This is a genomic window from Streptomyces sp. NPDC051913 (genome assembly GCF_044593635.1).
GTDB lineage: Bacteria > Actinomycetota > Actinomycetes > Streptomycetales > Streptomycetaceae > Streptomyces.
This window is the reverse complement of record NZ_JBIUCI010000021.1, coordinates 23876-40435: the sequence shown is the minus strand read 5'-3', so window position 1 is coordinate 40435 and position 16560 is coordinate 23876. Positions and strand designations below refer to the sequence as shown.

Here is a 16560-nt window from a genome sequence, read left to right as displayed (position 1 = left end):
TAACCGTCTCACTCCAGGCGCAGGGCCAGCATCGCGATGTCGTCCTCGCGGTCGTGGCCGAAGCAGCCGAGCAGGGTGTCGCACAGGGCGTGCAGGCCGGGCGGGGCGTCGGCGGCGGCCGTGCGGAGCTGGTCGAGGGAGACGGCGAGGTCGGTGCCGCGGGTCTCGATGAGACCGTCGGTGACCATGAGGAGGCGGTCGCCGGGCGTGAGGCGGAGCTCGCTGGGCTCGGGCCGGTCGAGGCCCAGGCCGAGCAGCGGGCCGCACACGCGGGCGTACTCGGCACCACCCGCGGCCCGCACCACGAGCGGCGGCAGATGGCCGGCGTTGGCGATCAGCGTGCGGCCGGTGGCCGGGTCGACGAGGGCCAGGCAGACCGTGGCGGTGGCGTCGGGGTGGAAGTGCTGGAGCATCCGGTCGAGCCGCTCGGCGAGCACGCCCGGGTCGCTCTCCTCGACGCTGTAGGCGCGCAACGCGTGCCGCATCTCGACCATGACGGTGGCCGCCTCCAGCGAGTGCCCGACGACGTCACCGACCGCGGTGAGCGCGCCCTCGGGGGTGCGCAGGGCGGCGTAGAAGTCCCCGCCGATCTCGGCCTGCCGGGAGGCCGGCACATAGCGGGCGACGAGGTCGAGGCCCGGCAGGCGGGGCAGCCGGTGCGGCCGGGGCAGAAAGCTGTGCTGGAGGGTGAGGGCGACATGGCGCTCGGCCTGGTACATGAGCAGCGGTTCGGCGGCGAGCGCGGTGGCCTCGGCGAGCCGGGCGACGAGGCCGTCGTCGGCGGGGACGCCGGTCGCGGTCCGGCGGGCGGGGGTGGCGACGCACACCGGTGTCCGTCCGTGCCGGGTCACGGCCACCGCGAGCCGGGCGTCCTCCTCGACGCCGGGCCGGAAGAACCCGGCGGGCCACAGCGGCGCCGGCACGACGAGGCTGTGCACTCCGGAGCGGCCCTCGCTGATCCGGGCGACGAGCCGCGCCACCGTGTCGTGCGCACCGGCGTCGGGCAGGGCGCGGGCGGGGCGGCCGTGGGAGGTGCCCCGGTGCAGTTCGCCCTCCGGTCCGATCACGAAGACGACGGCGGGCGCCCGGGTGAGCCGGGAGGCGCCCTCGCCGGCCGCGTCCGCCAGCTCCTCGGGGCAGCGCGCCGCCTGCACCGTGAGGATGGCCTCGGACAGCAGGGTCAGCCGCTGCACCAGCGTCTCCGCGCCGGACCTCCGCCGTGCCCCGCGCAGCGCGGCGCCCACGACGGCCTGGATCTCCTGCGGTTCGGCGGGCACGGTCAGATAGGCCTCGCCGCCCGCGTCCAGCCCCCGGCACCGGTCCCGGGGCGCGACCGCGGCGGCGGAGAAGTGGACGACGGGCAGGGTGGCCATGAGCGGCTGGGCCTTGACCCGGCGGCACAGCTCGAAGCCGTTCATGTCCGGCAGCCCGACGTCGACCAGCGCCACATCGGGCAGGGTGCCCGCCCGCAGCCGTACGTCGAGCTCGATCAGCGCCTCACCGGCACTGGCGACCGGCACCACCCGGTGCCCGGCGCGCCGCAGTACCGCGCCCATGGCGTAGCGGCTGGCCGCGACGTCGTCGACGACCAGCACGGTGGTGTCCGTCTGCTCGGCGAACCCGCTCATGACCGTCAGCCTCTCGGGACACGAAGGGGTGGGACGACCCCGAGAGCCGGGGCCGCCCCACCCAAGGTAGTGCGCCGTCAGGCGGTGCGGGAGAACACGGCGACAGTGCGACCCGGAACGGCGAACGTGCCCGATTCCGGCTCGTACGACGAGGACTTGACGGTAGAGTCCGCGCCCGTGGCCTGCACCTTGTGCAACGCGTAGTCCCGGCCCGCGAGAGAAACGATCCGCTGCTCCTGCTTCTCGGGCGTCGCGTTGAACACCACGACGAGGTCACCGAGTTCCATGGTGATCACGCCGGGCGTCTCCGCCTTCCCGGACAGCGGGAAGGACAGCTTCGACTGCACCTGCGCGGCGGAGCCGAGGGAGAAGACACCCTCCGACGACCGGATCCGCAACAGGTCCTGATAGGCCGCCGAGGCCCCGCCGATCTGTGTGCAGCCGACCTTGACCTGTGCCAACAGGGGCTTGGCGTAAGACCACTTGGACTCGTTGTCGGCCGCCATCGGCAGGCCCTGGCCGAAGCCGTTGCCGTCCGCGCAGTTCCAGTGGATGGCGTTGAACCAGTCGCCGCTGTCGTAGGAGTTGCGGTCCAGGGACTTGGAGCGCAGCAGGTCGGTACCCGCCTGGGAGAGGGACGGGCCCTGCGAGAGGGTGGCCGTCGCCATGGCGAGGACCTGCATCCGGGCGCGGTCGTCCGCGCTGGTCGTGGCGGGCAGCTTGTACGTCAGCGCGTCGAACAGCGACTCGTTGTCGTGCGCGTCGGCGTAGGCGAGGGCGTCGCCGGGGGCGTCCGCGTAGCCGGCGGGCTGGCCGTTGTAGTCGACCTCGGCGCCGGTGACCTCCTTGCCGTCGGTGTCGGTGAAGGTGAACTTCGCGAGGTTGCCGCTCAGTCCGACCTTGATGAGGTCCTGGTAGTGCAGCAGCCGGGCCTTCTGCTCGGCCGAGGTGCCGTTGTTCTTCGAGGAGTTGGGGTCGGTGTAGAGACCGGACGCGAAGCCCTGGACGCCCGGGTCCTCGTCGAAGGGCCCGCCACCGCGCACCGCGTCACGGGCACGGTCGGAGAAGGTGGCGATGCCGGTGCCGGCCATGTTCTTCTGGGTGGCCTGGACGAAGCGGGCGTCGTCGGCGACCTCGCCGAAGTTCCAGCCCTCGCCGTACAGGATGATCTTCTTGCCGTCGACGCCGTCCTTGGCGGGCGTCAGCTGGTCCAGGGCCTTCCTGACCGCCAGGATGTTGGCCTTCGGGTGGTGGCCCATGAGGTCGAAGCGGAAGCCGTCGACCTTGTACTCCTTGGCCCAGGTGACGATCGAGTCGACGACCAGCTTGCCCATCATCGCGTTCTCGGTCGCCGTGTTGGCACAGCAGGTGCTGTTGGCGACCGAGCCGTCGGCGAGCAGCCGCTGGTAGTAGCCCGGCACGATCCGGTCGAGGACGCTGGTGTCGGCCTGGCCGCCGGCCGCGGTGTGGTTGTAGACGACGTCCATGACGACCCGCAGACCGTCGTCGTTCAGTGCCTTGACCATCTTGCGGAACTCGACCGTGCGCCCGGTGCCGTCCGGGTCGGTGGCGTACGAGCCCTCGGGGACCGTGTAGTGGTACGGGTCGTAGCCCCAGTTGAAGGCGTCCTTCGCGGCGATCTTCGCGACGCACTCCTGCTGCTTGTCGGAGTCGGCCGCGTAGGAGGCGAGATCGCAGTCGGTCGTCGCCTGGTCGGACTTCTTCTCGGGGATGGTGGCGATGTCGAACGCGGGCAGCAGGTGCACGTACGAGGTGCCCGACTTCGCCAGCTCCTTCAGGTGCCGGGAGCCGTCGCTGCCCTTGTCGGTGAAGGCGAGGTAGGTGCCCTGGTCCTTCGCGGGGACCGTCTTGTCGGCCACCGAGAAGTCCCGGATGTGCAGCTCCTGGATCTGCGCGTCCTTGAGCGGGGTGGCCTTGGGCTTGGTGTACGACGTCCAGCCCGACGGGGCCAGCGACCTGTCGTCGAGGTCGACGACGAGGCTGCGCTCGGAGTCGGTGGTCAGGGCGACCGAGTAGGGGTCGGTGACCTTGTTGGTGACGACCTTCTGGACGCTGGGCGCCCAGACCCTGACGACGTACCGGTACTCCTTGCCCTTCCAGGACTTCGGGCCGGTGACGGACCAGACGCCGGTTCTGGCCTCGCGCTTCATCCTGACCGTGGAGCCGTCGAGCTCCAACGAGACGCTCTGCGCGGTCGGCGCCCACACGGACAGCGTGGGTCGGCCGCTCTTGTCGAAGGTCGGGCCGAGGTCGGCCTTGGTCGCACTCGCGTACACGTCGTCGAGGACGCCGGCGATCTGGACGCCGGTCGCCGCGAGGACGGCGCCGTTCGCGGCCCGCTGGGAGGCGACGACCTGGCCGCTGAGCGCCTCGCGGACCCGGTCGCGGTCCCGGGGGTCGACGGTCCAGGCGGTGTAAGCCTTCAGATGCGGGAACTTCTCCTTCTGGGCGTCGGTGAGCGCCGTTCTGGTCAGCCGCAGCCAGCGCTCGTCGTCACTGGTCAGCGCCCCGTCCTTGACGGCGATCGAGCCGTCGCGGCTGTAGAGGAGCTGGGTGGAGGCGGCGGCGTCGGAGCCGTTCCAGGCGACCGTGTTCCGGTCGATCCAGACCGCCTTGGCGGCGGTCAGGTCGAGGGCGGCCGCGGAGCCCGCGGGCTGCGGCAGCAGGTACTTCTCCTGGCCGTTCAACAGCCACACCTCATGGCCGTCGGCCGTGAGGTCCAGCGACTGGTCGGACGGCAGATCCTTGTCGTCGCCCTTGTGGATGATGTAACTGAGGCTGGTGGCACCCTCGGTGAGCGGTACCTCGTAGACCGCGCCATAGGCGTCAGTCTTCACCGGCTTCAGCGGGTTCGACCAGTCGGTGGGGTTCGCGGCGCCCGTCCAGACGTGCAGGCCCCAGCCGTCGTAGTTCCCGTCGGCGCGGTGGTAGTGGACGACGGCCTTAGTCTTGTCCTGCGCCGGGTAGTCCGGCTTCTCCGTCAGGACGTCCGCCTTGCCCTGCTCGATCCAGACCTCGCCGGTCTTGGTGACGTCGATCGAGCGGTCGGCGGAGACGTCCTTGTCGCCGTCCTTGTCGATGACGAGGAAGCCGACGTCGGAGGCGCCGGTCTTCAACTTGACGTAGGCGAAGGCGCCGTAGGCGTCCCGGCCGGTGAAGGGGTGGCTGTTCGGCCAGTCGGTGGCCTCACCGTCGGCGAGGTCGCCCCAGGCGTACAGGCCCCAGTCGTCGTAGTCGCCGTCCGCGCGCTTGTAGTGGACGATCGCGTAGTCGCGGGAGGTGGCGGTGGGCACCTCCTCGGCGGGCGGGGTGCCGGTGGTGGACGCGGCGAGGGCACTCGCGGTGCGGCCCTGGGAGTCGACGACAACCGCCTTGTAACGCAAGGCCGTTCCGGCCGGTACGTCCTCGCCGACGACCTGCGTGACCTTGTAGGGGGCGTGGTCGGCGGAGCCGAGCGTCCGCCACTTGCCGTTGCCGACCTGGGCGGCGAAGACGACCCGGTTGAGCTGACCGCCGTCGACGTCGGCCGACAGCGTGACCGTGCCGGTGGCGCCGGCGGCCGGGGCCTTGAGGGTGATCGTCGGCGCGGTGGCCGCCTTGGCGGGCTTGGCCGCCGCCTTGAGGACGATCGCCGAACCGGCCGGGACGGTGACGGTGAGCTTCTTGTCGGCGTCGGACCTCACCGAGTCGTCGGTGCCGTAGACGCCCTTGTACGCCGTGGCCGCCGAACCGGCCCCGAACGTCGCCGACTTGGCCTCGGCCGCGTTGTTGAACGCGACGACGTACTCCTGGCCGGTCCTCGCGTCGGTGCGGGAGAAGGCGTAGATCCCCGCGCCGTCGGCCGCGTAGCGCTCGGTCTGGATGCCGTCGGTGAGGGCCGGGTTGGCCTTGCGGAGCTTGGCGAGGGCGCTGATCTGCCGGTAGAGCGGCGCGCCGGTGTCGTAGGCGTCGCTCGCGTGCGTGCGGTCGGTGCCGATCTCGTCGTCGTCGAGATAGTCGGCGGTCTTCGACGCGAACATCGTCTGGCGGGCGTCCTTGTCGCCGCCGGAGCCGGTGAAGCCCTGCTCGTCGCCGTAGTAGACGACCGGGTTGCCACGGCTGAGGAACATCAGCTCGTTGGCGAGCTCGTCCTTGGCGAGCAACTCCGCGTCCGTGGCCTTCGGGTTGTCCTGGTTCAGGAAGTACCCGAAGCGGCCCATGTCGTGGTTGCCGAGGAAGGAGACCTGCTCGTACGCGTTGGCCTTGTCGGTCGTGTACTTGTAGTCGTCACCGAAGAGCGCCGCCAGCTTCTGCGCGCTGCCGCCCTGGGAGACGTACTGCCGTGCCGCCTCCTGGAAGGGAAAGTCGAGCGTGGCGTCGAGGCGGCCCTGGGTGACGTACGACGAGGTGATCGACGTGTCGGAGGAGTAGACCTCGCCGAACATGAAGAAGTCGTCGCGGCCGTGCCGGGCGGCGTAGGCGTCGAGGGCCGTGGCCCACTGGGTCCAGAACTCCATGTCGACGTGTTTCACGGTGTCGATCCGGAAGCCGTCGATGTCGAAGTCCCTGACCCACTTCTCGTAGATCTTCTCCATGCCGCTGACGACCTCGGGACGCTCGGTCCACAGGTCGTCGAGGCCGGAGAAGTCGCCGTAGGTGGTGGACTCGCCCGCGTAGGTGGAATCGCCCCGGTTGTGGTACATCGTCGGGTCGTTGAGCCACGAGGGGACCTTGGCGTCCTTCTGCGCGGCGCTCACGGTCGGAGTGCGCGGGAAGGAGTCCGCGTCGACGTCCGGGAAGTCCTCGGTGCCGTCCGCGTGGTCGGCGTCGTCGAAGGGCTCGCCGTCCTTCGTCAGATACGGGAAGGCGCCCTTGGAGAGGTAGTCGTAGGACTTCTCCTCGTAGTCGACGACGTCGGCCGTGTGGTTGGTGATGACGTCGAAGTAGACCTTCATGCCCTTGGCGTGCGCCTTGGCGATGAGGTTCTCCAGGTCCTGGTTGGTCCCGAAGTGCGGGTCGACCTGGGTGAAGTCCGTGATCCAGTAACCGTGATAGCCGGCCGAGGCGTTGGCGCCGGTGCCCTGCACGGGCCGGTTCTTGAAGATCGGCGCCATCCAGATGGAGGTGGTGCCGAGGCCCTTGATGTAGTCGAGCTTCTTGGTCAGACCCTTGAGGTCGCCGCCCTGGAAGAAGCCCTTGTCGGTGGGGTCGTAGCCGGTGGCGAGGCGCGAACCGGTGAGGCCGCCCTCGTCGTTGCCGGTGTCACCGTTGGCGAAACGGTCCGGGAGCACGAAGTAGAACTGCTCGCGGGTGGAGTCGTGCCGGGCGGGTTCGGCCGCGAGCTTCGCGTCCGAGGGCGGCGGGGGCGGTGTGTCCGCCCGCGCCGCGAGGGGTTGGACGAGCGCTGCGGCCAGCGCGGTGACGGTGACCGCGGCGACCCGTCCGACGTGGGCGGTGCGGCGCCCAGGGCCTGCCCTGAACGGCGTCAGCCATCTCGGTATCACAGATGGACTCCTTGCGATTACGGCTCTACGTGGGTCCGACCCCGCGCGACCGTATCGCCGCCGTAAGGCTTACAGCAAGAGTCTTGAAAGTAACGGAAAGACCTTTCAGGGGACTTGTTCCGGTCGCCCGCCCGCCGGACCCCGTCATCGCCTGATGGTGTAGGTGACGAGGGACCGGGCCGGCACCGTCGCGGTCAGCGCTCCCCCGCGCACGGGCACGGCCGTCTGCCGGCCCATGCTGCGGGAGCCGTCGGTGAGGTACGGGGTGGCGGTCCCGGTCGCGATCCCGGTGTTCCGCAGGCTGTACGAAACCTGCTGGTCGCTCGTGCCCGCGTTCAGGGCGACGACGGTGAGCGTGCCGTCGGTGTTGCGGAACGCCGACAGCCTGAGGTCGGCGTCAGCGGCCGTGGCGCCGATACGGACGGCACCCGGCCGGACGAACCGGCTGTACCCGGCGAGCGCCCACAGCCGCTTCGATGCGTGGAAGGTCTCGCCGTCCATCTGGATCAGCCCGCGCGTGGCCCCGACCGAGGCGCCGTACCAGTACACGTATCCACTGGCGTTGCCCTTGGTGAGCGCGTCATGGACGGCGGAGGCCACGGTGAAGCCGTCGTAGCCGCTGCCGTCGTCCCAGTTCTCGTTCCAGGTGGTGCCGTTGGGCGACCACTCCGACATCCAGGTCCGCTTCCGCGTGGGCAGCGGACCGTCGACGGGGCTGGCGTAGGTGTGCCCGGTGTGGGTGGAGACGTGGTTCCGGGCCGCCGGGTCGGCCTCGATGGCGCTCGTGTAAGCCTTCTGCTGGGTCCAGCCGAAGGAGTCGCAGCAGGCCACCTTGTACCCGGCCGCGTTCGCGACCGGCCCGAGCACTTTCACGAACTCCGTCGCCTGCGCGGGGGTGAGCCGCATGGAGTCGTACGTCGCCGTCCAGTCGGGTTCGTTGGTGAAGCCGAGGTCGGTGATCCGGACGCCCTCCTGGCCGTAGAACCGCGCCCACTGGACGAGGAAGTCCGCGTACGCCTTCCGCCAGTCCCCGCTCGCGCAGTCGGCGCCCGAAAGGCCGCACAGGGTGCCGCCGTTGGCGTCGGTGCCGTTGGTCTTCATATAGCCGGGGGCGGTCCAGGCATCGGCGTAGAAGCGGTTGACGCCGTACGCCTTGGCCTCCTTGGCGAGCCACACCTGGCCCTTGTCGACGCCGTCCCAGACGTACTGAGGAGTCGCGTTCGGCCCGCCGGGGTCGGTCGGCTGAATGCCGGAGTCGATGCCGAGGCGCAGGATGCTGAGCCCCGCGCCGGTGCTGCGGCTGAGGAGCAGGTCGAGGAGTTCGCGCTGTTTCGCGGCCGGTAAGCCCTGCGAGCCGTGCATGATCTCGGCCCGCCCGAAGTGCTCGGAGAAGCCGAACCCGTCGATGGGCTGATAGGTGGCCGAGCCGTCGACGGTGGCCGTGCCGGTGACGGTCGCCGCCCGCGGGTGAGCCGCGCCCGTGCTGCCGACCGCCAGTAGGGCCGCCAGCGACGTCACCGTCCAGGTGCTGAATCTGCCGCGCATCTCGCCATCCCTCCATGGGAGCGCTCCCATTGACACCGGAGAACGTAGGACGACACTCCATGAGCGTCAATCCCACGTTCCCCAGGGGAGGTTCAGCAGCTCGACTTGCCGCTGTAGATCGCGAGCGCGGTGTTGGCGCCCAGGGTGGCGGTGAACTGTCCGCTGGAGTTCACGGTCACCGTCGTGTTGTTCTGCACGTTGCAGTACGTACCCGCGGCCAGCGACGTCTGGTAGGTGCGGCTCAGGCTGCTCGACTCGTGGTTGATGGCCACATACCCCTTGCTGCCGCGCCCGAAGGCGATCGCGTCGCCCCCGTTGTCCCACCAGTTGGTGACGGACTCACCGCGCACGGCGTTGCGGAAGGCGACCATGCGGATGATCTCGGGCCAGGCGTGCTGGCACTTCCAGCCGTCCTGCCAACAGGCCGTCACCGAGCCGTTGTTGGGCGGTCCCGCGTCCGTGTCCGACCACTCGTAGCCGGAGTTGATGTCCGGGGCGCCGTACGGGTAGGCGAGCATGAAGACGTTGGCGAGGGTGTAGTTCGCCCCGTCCTTGTAGTTCAGCGTGGAGCCGTTGCGCTCGGTGTCGTGGTTGTCGACGAAGACGCCGGCGACCGAGCTGCTCATGTAGCCCCAGCCCTCGCCGTAGTTCTTCAGATAGGCGAGGTTCTCGTTGTTGAAGACGCGCTTGAGGTCGTAGGCGTAACGGAACTCCTGCACATCCCCGTTGCCCGTGTACTCGGTGGGCTGGACGGCCTCGCCGCTGCCGTAGATGACCTCCTGCTTCCAGTACACGGAGGTGCTGGACAGGCGCGACTTGATGTTGGCGAGGTCGGCCGCCGGGATGTGCTTGGCCGCGTCGATCCGGAAGCCGTCGACGCCGTAGCCGAGCAGGGTGTTCATATAGCCGGCGATGGTGGCGCGGACGTACTCCTCACCCGTGTCCAGGTCGGCGAGGCCGACGAGTTCGCAGTTCTGGACGTTGGTGCGGTTGGTGTAGTCGCTGATGGTCGACGTGCAGTCGTCCATGTCGGCGGACGAGTACAGGCCGGGGTAGTTGTACTTGGTGTACGACGACCCACCGGTGCCGGTGCCGCTGCCCGCCGACATGTGGTTGACGACCGTGTCGGCGACGACCTTCACGCCGGCCGCGTGACACGTGTCCACCATGCTCTTGAAGGCGGTGGCGTCGCCGAGGCGACCGGCGATCCGGTAGCTGACGGGCTGGTACGACGTCCACCACTGCGAGCCCTGGATGTGCTCGGCGGGCGGGGAGACCTGGACATAGCCGTAACCGGCGGGGCCGAGGGTGTTGGTGCACTCCTTGGCGACCGAGGCGAAGTTCCACTCGAACAGGACGGCGGTCACGTCCTTGGTGCCGGGCGGGGAGGCGGCGGCGGGGGTGGCGGGGGCGATGAGGGCCGCGGCTGCGGCGAGCGCGGTGACAGACGCGCCAGCTGACCATCTCGATATCACGTGGGGGCTCCTTGCGTGACGGCCGGGCTCCCTTGCCCGGCGCCGGCGTGAACGTACCGCTGACGAAAGCTTTACAGCAAGAGGCTTGAAACTCACAGCAAGAACTTTCACCAACTCTCTTGACGTGCCCTTCTCAACTGCCGCACTCTCACGACTTGTTGAATCCCCGACCTCTGATCGACTTCAGCCGCTTCCCCCTCTCCTCCCCCTCCCGGAGCCGCACATGACCTTCCGACCGGGTGCGCTGAGCCGCACCACGAGAGCCATGGCGGTCGGCGCCCTGGCCCTCGCCGGTGTGACCGCATTGCCCGCCGCGACCGCCCACGCCGACGCCACCACCAGCGGCGATGTCATCGCCAACCTGTGGGAGTGGAACTGGGACTCGGTCGCCGCCGAGTGCACCGACGTCCTCGGCCCGAACGGCTACGGAGCCGTCCAGGTGGCCCCGCCCGCCGAGTCCCTCAAGCAGTCCTCGTACTACTGGTGGGACGTCTACCAGCCGTACTCCTACAACCTCAACAGCCGCTTCGGTACGGCGGCCGAGTTCGCGTCGATGGTCTCCGCCTGCCACACCGCCGGCGTCAAGGTGTATACGGACGCGGTGATCAACCACACCGCCGCGCAGACCGGCACCGGCTACAACGGCACGACGATCACCAACAAGTACGACACCCCCGACTGGGACGCGGGTGACTACCACCAGTCGGACGACTGCTCCGACTCCGACCTCATCATCGACGACTGGTCGAACCTCACCGAGGTCCAGAACTGTGAACTCCTGGGCCTGCCCGACCTGGAGACCGAGAACGACAGCGTCCGCAGCGGGATCGCGAGCTTCCTCAACAAGCAGCTCGCCCTCGGCGTCGACGGCTTCCGCGTGGACGCGGCCAAGCACATCCCGACCGCCGACCTCCAGGCGATCGAGGCCAAGCTGACCGACACGACGTCGGGCACGGACCCGTACGTCTTCCAGGAGATCTACCCGGGTTCCACCCCGGCGGCCTCCGACTACTACTCCTCCGGTGACGTCCTCGACTTCACCTACGCGAGCAAGCTGAAGTCGGCGTTCCAGGGCAATATCAGCGACCTGGAGTCGCTGTCCTCCTCCGGCATCCTGACCCCCGCCAACTCGGTGTCCTTCGTGACGAACCACGACACCGAGCGCAACGGCCTGCACATGTCCTACAAGGACGGTGACAGCTACAAGCTGGCCAACATCTTCCAGCTCGCATACAAGTGGTCGACCCCGACCATCTACGCCGGCTGGGAGTTCACCCAGAGCGACCAGGCCCCGCCGAACTCCTCCGGTTTCGTCACCGACACCGACTGCTCCAACGGCTGGTACTGCCTCGACCGGGACACCGCCGTCACCGGCATGGTGAAGTGGCACAACGCGGTGGGCACGGAGTCGGTGTCCAACTGGTCGACCAAGTCGTCGAGCGTGATCGGCTTCAGCCGCGGCACGGCCGGCTACATCGCCATCAACAACGGCTCCTCGGCCGCGACCTACACCTTCACCACCGGCATGGCCGACGGCACGTACGCGAACGTCATCGACAACGGCGCGACGACGGTCACGGTCTCCGGCGGCAGCGCCTCCCTCACCATCCCGGCGAAGAGCGCGATCGCCTTCTACGACGGCGAGTTCACGCCGTGCACGACGTCCTGCGACGACAGCGGCGATGACGACGACTCGACGTCGACGGTGACGGCGACGTTCAACGAGTACGCGGCGACGACGTCCGGGCAGAACGTGTACGTGGTCGGTTCGATCTCGGCACTCGGCAGCTGGGACACCTCGAAGGCGATCCAGCTGTCGTCGACCGGGTACCCGATCTGGTCGGGCGCGGTGAGCGTGCCGATCAATACGTCGTTCGAGTTTAAATTTATCAAAAAGGACAGTTCGGGCAATGTGACCTGGGAGTCCAACGCCAACCGGACGGCAGCCACCACCACTTCCGCCCTCTCCATCAACAGCTCCTGGAACGTGGCCACCGCCAACTCCACCGACGTCACCTTCAACGTCACGGCCACGACCGACTGGGGCACCAACGTCTACGTCGTCGGCTCCATCGCCTCCCTCGGCTCCTGGGACACGAGCGCGGCGATCCCGCTGTCGTCGGCGTCGTACCCGACGTGGAGCAAGCTGGCGATCGTGCCGAAGAGCACGACGTTCACTTATAAATATGTCAAAAAGGATAGTTCCGGCAACGTGACTTGGGAGTCGGGCACGAACCGCTCCTACACGACCGGCAGTTCGTCCGGCTACACCAGCAGCGACACCTGGAAGTAGTTGAGCAGGCTCAGCTCCCTTGAGCGGGTTGCCGCCGAGTTCTCCTTGGCGGCAACCCGTTCTTTTGTGTGCAGCCCGAAACCGTGACCGATCGCCATGCAGGTCGTTGATCCGCTCGTATGAAAGCCGACATGGGACGCAAGTACCGCCTGTAATCGAGTGGCTCTTCGAACTGCCCGCGGCGGCTGGTCAGCAGGTTCTGCGCCACCTGGATCTGGCGTACGACAACTTCTTCAATCCCTCCCATCCTGCGGGATATCCGCAGTTCAAGAAGCGCGGGCAACGACTGCGGGTGTCCTTCCCAGGTCAGACGGTCGAGGTGCGCAAGCTCAATCGTCATTGGGCGGAGGTGCGGCTACCCAAGATTGGCTGGGTGCGTTTCCGTCTCTCTCGATCCTTGGGTGGGACTCTTCGTAACGCCACGATCAGCAGGAGCGGCACTGGTTGGCACGTTTCTTTCGGCGTGGCCACCGGGAGAAAACCTGGCCCGCGGCTCGACAAGCCCGGGTGCGGGGTGGATTTCGGAGTTGCCGCATCTGCCTTTGTCTCCACGGAAGATGGGCCCAGGAAGATGCCGGAGACGCTCACGAAGGCGGAGAGAGCCCGGCTCAAGTGTCTGGAGCAGAAGAAGGCTCGGCAACTGGCCTACGCCAAGAAGCATCAAGGGGGCCGCTACAGCAGCCGGCTGCGTCGCACCATCGCGCAGATCGCAAAGATCAAGGCCCGACAGGCCAATCGGCGAAGGGATTTCACGCACAAGCTGACCACCGACCTTGCCAAGAACCACGGCTATGTCGGTATTGAGGACTTGCGTGTGATCAACATGACCAAGAGCGCCAAGGGGACCGTTGAAAGTCCGGGCGCACGGGTCAAGGCCAAGGCTGCGCTGAATCGGTCGGTCCTGGATAACTGTCCTGGGGAACGGCGGCGGCAGCTTGATTACAAATGTCGCATGTACGGGTCTGAGCTGCGAGTGGTTCCGGCCTTTCACACCTCCAACACCTGCGGAAATCCGGCCTGCAGCAAGGTGGATCCGGCTTCGCGGCCGGGATGTGGCCGGCTCTTCGTCTGCGTGCAGTGCGGATTTGAGGACGACGCCGACCATAATGCCGCTGTCGAGATTGACGCCCGAGCCCGCCGGACGGGTGGCTCGGTCAACAACAGCACGCGCAGACGCCTTACGGCGTCGAGTCCCGGCAGTAGCCGGAGGCGGTTGCGTGAAACCCGGCCTGCCCTCGGGTAGTAAGGGGAATCGTGGCCTGCAGAAGGCCACGAGCATCGTCAAAAGTTCATTAAGAAGGACCCCATTGATATGGCAGAGGGCCCGCTGAAGCGGGCCCTCCACAGACACACGACCGTCAGGCCGTCGTCCACCACACCGTCGTGTCCGACGGGACCTTCGTCTCGCCGTCCGCCTCCGTGATCTCACCGCTGCTGAGCAGGACGCGGCCGTACGCCGGAGTCGTCACCGACTCGCCCGTGGTGTTGGCGACGCAGACGAACTCGCCGCGGCGGAAGGCGAGGACGCCCTCGGGGGCGCGGAGCCACTCGACCGACTCGCCGGCGCCCAGGTCGGGCTCGGTGCGGCGGGTGGCGAGGGCCGTGCGGTAGAGCTCCAGGGTGGAGCCCGCGACGCCCGTCTGGGACTCGACGCTCAGGTCCGCCCACTCCGCCGGCTGCGGGAGCCAGCTGCCGCCCGTGCCGAAGCCGTACGACGAACCCTCCCGGGTCCACGGGATGGGGACGCGGCAGCCGTCGCGGAAGCCGTCCTGGCCCGCGCCCCGGAAGTACGCCGGGTCCTGGCGGACCTCGTCGGGAAGGTCGACGACGTCGGGGAGGCCGAGTTCCTCGCCCTGGTAGATGTACGCCGAGCCGGGGAGGGCGAGCATGAGTAGGGTCGCCGCCCTTGCGCGGCGCAGGCCCAGATCGCGGTCGCCCGCCTCGCGGATCTGGGTGCCGAGGCCCGCCGGGTTCGCGAAGCGGGTGGCGTGGCGGGTGACGTCGTGGTTGGAGAGGACCCAGGTGGCGGGGGCGCCGACCGGGCGCATCGCCTCCAGGGTCCGGTCGATGACCTGGCGGAGCTCCTCGGCGTCCCAGTGGGTGCCCAGGTACTGGAAGTTGAAGGCCTGGTGCAGTTCGTCGGGGCGGACGTAGTTCGCGGTGCGCTCGACCGTCGGGGTCCAGGCCTCGGCGACGAAGATGCGCTCGCCCGCGTACTCGTCGAGGATGAGCCGCCACTGGCGGTACACCTCGTGCACGCCGTCCTGGTCGAAGAACGGCATGACATCGTTGCCCAGCAGCTTCAGCTGGTCGTGGTCCCCGAGGTCCGGCAGGCCCTCCGCCTTGACCAGGCCGTGGGCCACGTCGATGCGGAAGCCGTCGACGCCCATGTCCAGCCAGAAGCGCAGGATGGAGCGGAACTCGTCGCCGACCGCGGGGTGTTCCCAGTTGAAGTCGGGCTGCTCGGGGGCGAAGAGGTGGAGGTACCACTCGCCGAGGGAGCCGTCGGGCTCGGTGACCCGGGTCCACGCCGGGCCACCGAAGATGGACTCCCAGTCGTTGGGCGGGAGTTCACCGTTCTCGCCCTTGCCGGGGCGGAAGTGGTAGCGGTCGCGGAGGGAGGAGCCCGGGCCCTCGCGCAGGGCGCGCTTGAACCACTCGTGCTGGTCGGAGGAGTGGTTGGGGACCAGGTCGACGATGATCCTGAGGTCCAGCTCGTGCGCGTCACGGATCAGCGCGTCCGCGTCCAGCAGGTTGCCGAACATGGGGTCGACGGCACGGTAGTCGGCGACGTCATAGCCCGCGTCGGCCTGTGGGGAGGCGTAGAAGGGGCTGAGCCACACGGCGTCGATGCCGAGGTCGCGCAGGTACGGCAGTCGGGAGCGGATGCCCTCCAGGTCGCCCATGCCGTCGCCGTTGCTGTCGGCGAAGCTGCGCGGATAGACCTGGTAGATCACCGCGTCCCGCCACCAGTCGCGGCGCTGGGCGACGGTGGCGACGGCGGAGGTCGGGGCCGGGTCGGCGGCGGAGTGCTGCTGGCTCATGGCGTCCTTGATACGTAACGGAGTCATCTGGGCAGGAGGTTGCAGATGGGGGCAGAAGGGGGGCGCACGGGAGCGTGCTGGTGACGAGGCGGCCGCGGTGACAGCGGGGTCGGATGGACACCGCGACCGCCTCGGGTCGGTGGGGGTGAGGCCCCCGTCCGGCGGTCAGCCCTTCGTGCCACCGGCGGTGAGGCCGGTGACCAGGTTCTTCTGGACGAAGTAGAAGAACGCGGCGACCGGTATGGCGATGAGCACCGCGGTGGCGGCCATCAGGTTGCGCTGGGCGTCGTGTTCGCTGACGAAGGTCTGCAGGCCGACGGCGAAGGTGTACTTGTCGTCGGAGAGCATGAACGTGGAGGCGAACGCGACCTCGCCGAAGGCGGTGAGGAAGCTGTAGAAGGCGGCGACGGCCAGGCCCGGCTTGGCGAGCGGCAGGATCAGCCGCGCGAACGTGCCGAACGGGGTGAGCCCGTCGACGCGTCCCGCCTCGTCGATCTCGAACGGGATGGTGTCGAAGTAGCCCTTCATCAGCCAGGCGCAGTACGGCACGGTGGTGGTGCAGTAGACCAGGACGAGGCCGAGGTAGCTGTCGACGAGCTGGAGGTCCGAGAGGATCTGGTACATCGGCACCATGAGGACGGCCACCGGGAACATCTGGGTGACCAGGAGGACCCACATGAACTTCTTGTAGCCGGGAAAGCGCATCCGCGAGACGGCGTAGCCGGTGGTGGCGGACATGATCACACCGATGAACGTGGTGCCCAGGGTGACGATCAACGTGGTCTGAAGCCAGTCGAAGAACTTCGTGTGCTGGAGCACGAACGTGTAGTTGTCGAACGTCATCTTGGACCAGATGCCGCCGGGGTGGAGGTAGTCGTCGCTGTCCGGGCCGAGGGACAGATAGACCAGCCAGGCCACGGGGAACAGGGCGATGACGCTCGCGACGATCAGGATGCCGTGCGAGACGACGGAGGTGCCGAGGCCGCGTCGGCGCGGCTTGTGCGGGGTGCTGCCGGTGGCCTGGTCCTGCTCGGTCTTCTCGACGGAGGTCGGGGCGGTGGTCGTACTCAT

General features: G+C 68.4%; 8 protein-coding genes. 2 read left to right on the top strand and 6 right to left on the bottom strand.

The features are described from left to right. Positions 1 to 8 precede the first annotated feature (8 nt). The 4 genes from ACIHIX_RS40500 to ACIHIX_RS40485 all read right to left on the bottom strand — a co-directional run bounded on the left by ACIHIX_RS40500 (position 9) and on the right by ACIHIX_RS40485 (position 10152). Entirely contained in the window at positions 9 to 1628 is a 1620-nt protein-coding gene (locus ACIHIX_RS40500; RefSeq protein ID WP_399965475.1) for a SpoIIE family protein phosphatase, read from the bottom strand. Between the two features lie 77 nt (positions 1629 to 1705). Further along, positions 1706 to 7132 (bottom strand): pullulanase-type alpha-1,6-glucosidase, encoded by a 5427-nt coding sequence (pulA, locus tag ACIHIX_RS40495; protein WP_399965473.1) that lies wholly within the window; start codon positions 7130 to 7132, stop codon positions 1706 to 1708. Positions 7133 to 7276: 144 nt separating this feature from the next. Continuing rightward, positions 7277 to 8677, bottom strand: coding sequence for a glycoside hydrolase family 30 beta sandwich domain-containing protein (locus ACIHIX_RS40490; RefSeq protein WP_399965470.1), 1401 nt, complete (start codon positions 8675 to 8677; stop codon positions 7277 to 7279). A 92-nt stretch (positions 8678 to 8769) separates the two neighbouring features. Then, positions 8770 to 10152: an alpha-amylase family protein gene (locus ACIHIX_RS40485; protein WP_399965468.1), complete on the bottom strand. Its 1383-nt coding sequence runs from the start codon at positions 10150 to 10152 to the stop codon at positions 8770 to 8772. Positions 10153 to 10375: 223 nt separating this feature from the next. On the opposite strand from ACIHIX_RS40485, the gene ACIHIX_RS40480 reads away from it, so the two are divergent. After that, the gene (locus ACIHIX_RS40480) at positions 10376 to 12445 is read left to right on the top strand and encodes a carbohydrate-binding module family 20 domain-containing protein (RefSeq protein ID WP_399965466.1); all 2070 of its coding nucleotides are present in this window, start codon (positions 10376 to 10378) and stop codon (positions 12443 to 12445) included. A gap of 106 nt (positions 12446 to 12551) precedes the next feature. Next, complete coding sequence (locus ACIHIX_RS40475; protein WP_399965464.1) at positions 12552 to 13688, top strand: RNA-guided endonuclease InsQ/TnpB family protein; 1137 nt, start codon at positions 12552 to 12554, stop codon at positions 13686 to 13688. Positions 13689 to 13803: 115 nt separating this feature from the next. On the opposite strand, the gene ACIHIX_RS40470 is transcribed toward ACIHIX_RS40475, so the two are convergent. Both ACIHIX_RS40470 and ACIHIX_RS40465 read right to left on the bottom strand, forming a co-directional pair. Then, complete coding sequence (locus ACIHIX_RS40470; protein ID WP_399965462.1) at positions 13804 to 15489, bottom strand: glycoside hydrolase family 13 protein; 1686 nt, start codon at positions 15487 to 15489, stop codon at positions 13804 to 13806. A gap of 165 nt (positions 15490 to 15654) precedes the next feature. Next, positions 15655 to 16560: a sugar ABC transporter permease gene (locus ACIHIX_RS40465; RefSeq protein ID WP_399965461.1), complete on the bottom strand. Its 906-nt coding sequence runs from the start codon at positions 16558 to 16560 to the stop codon at positions 15655 to 15657.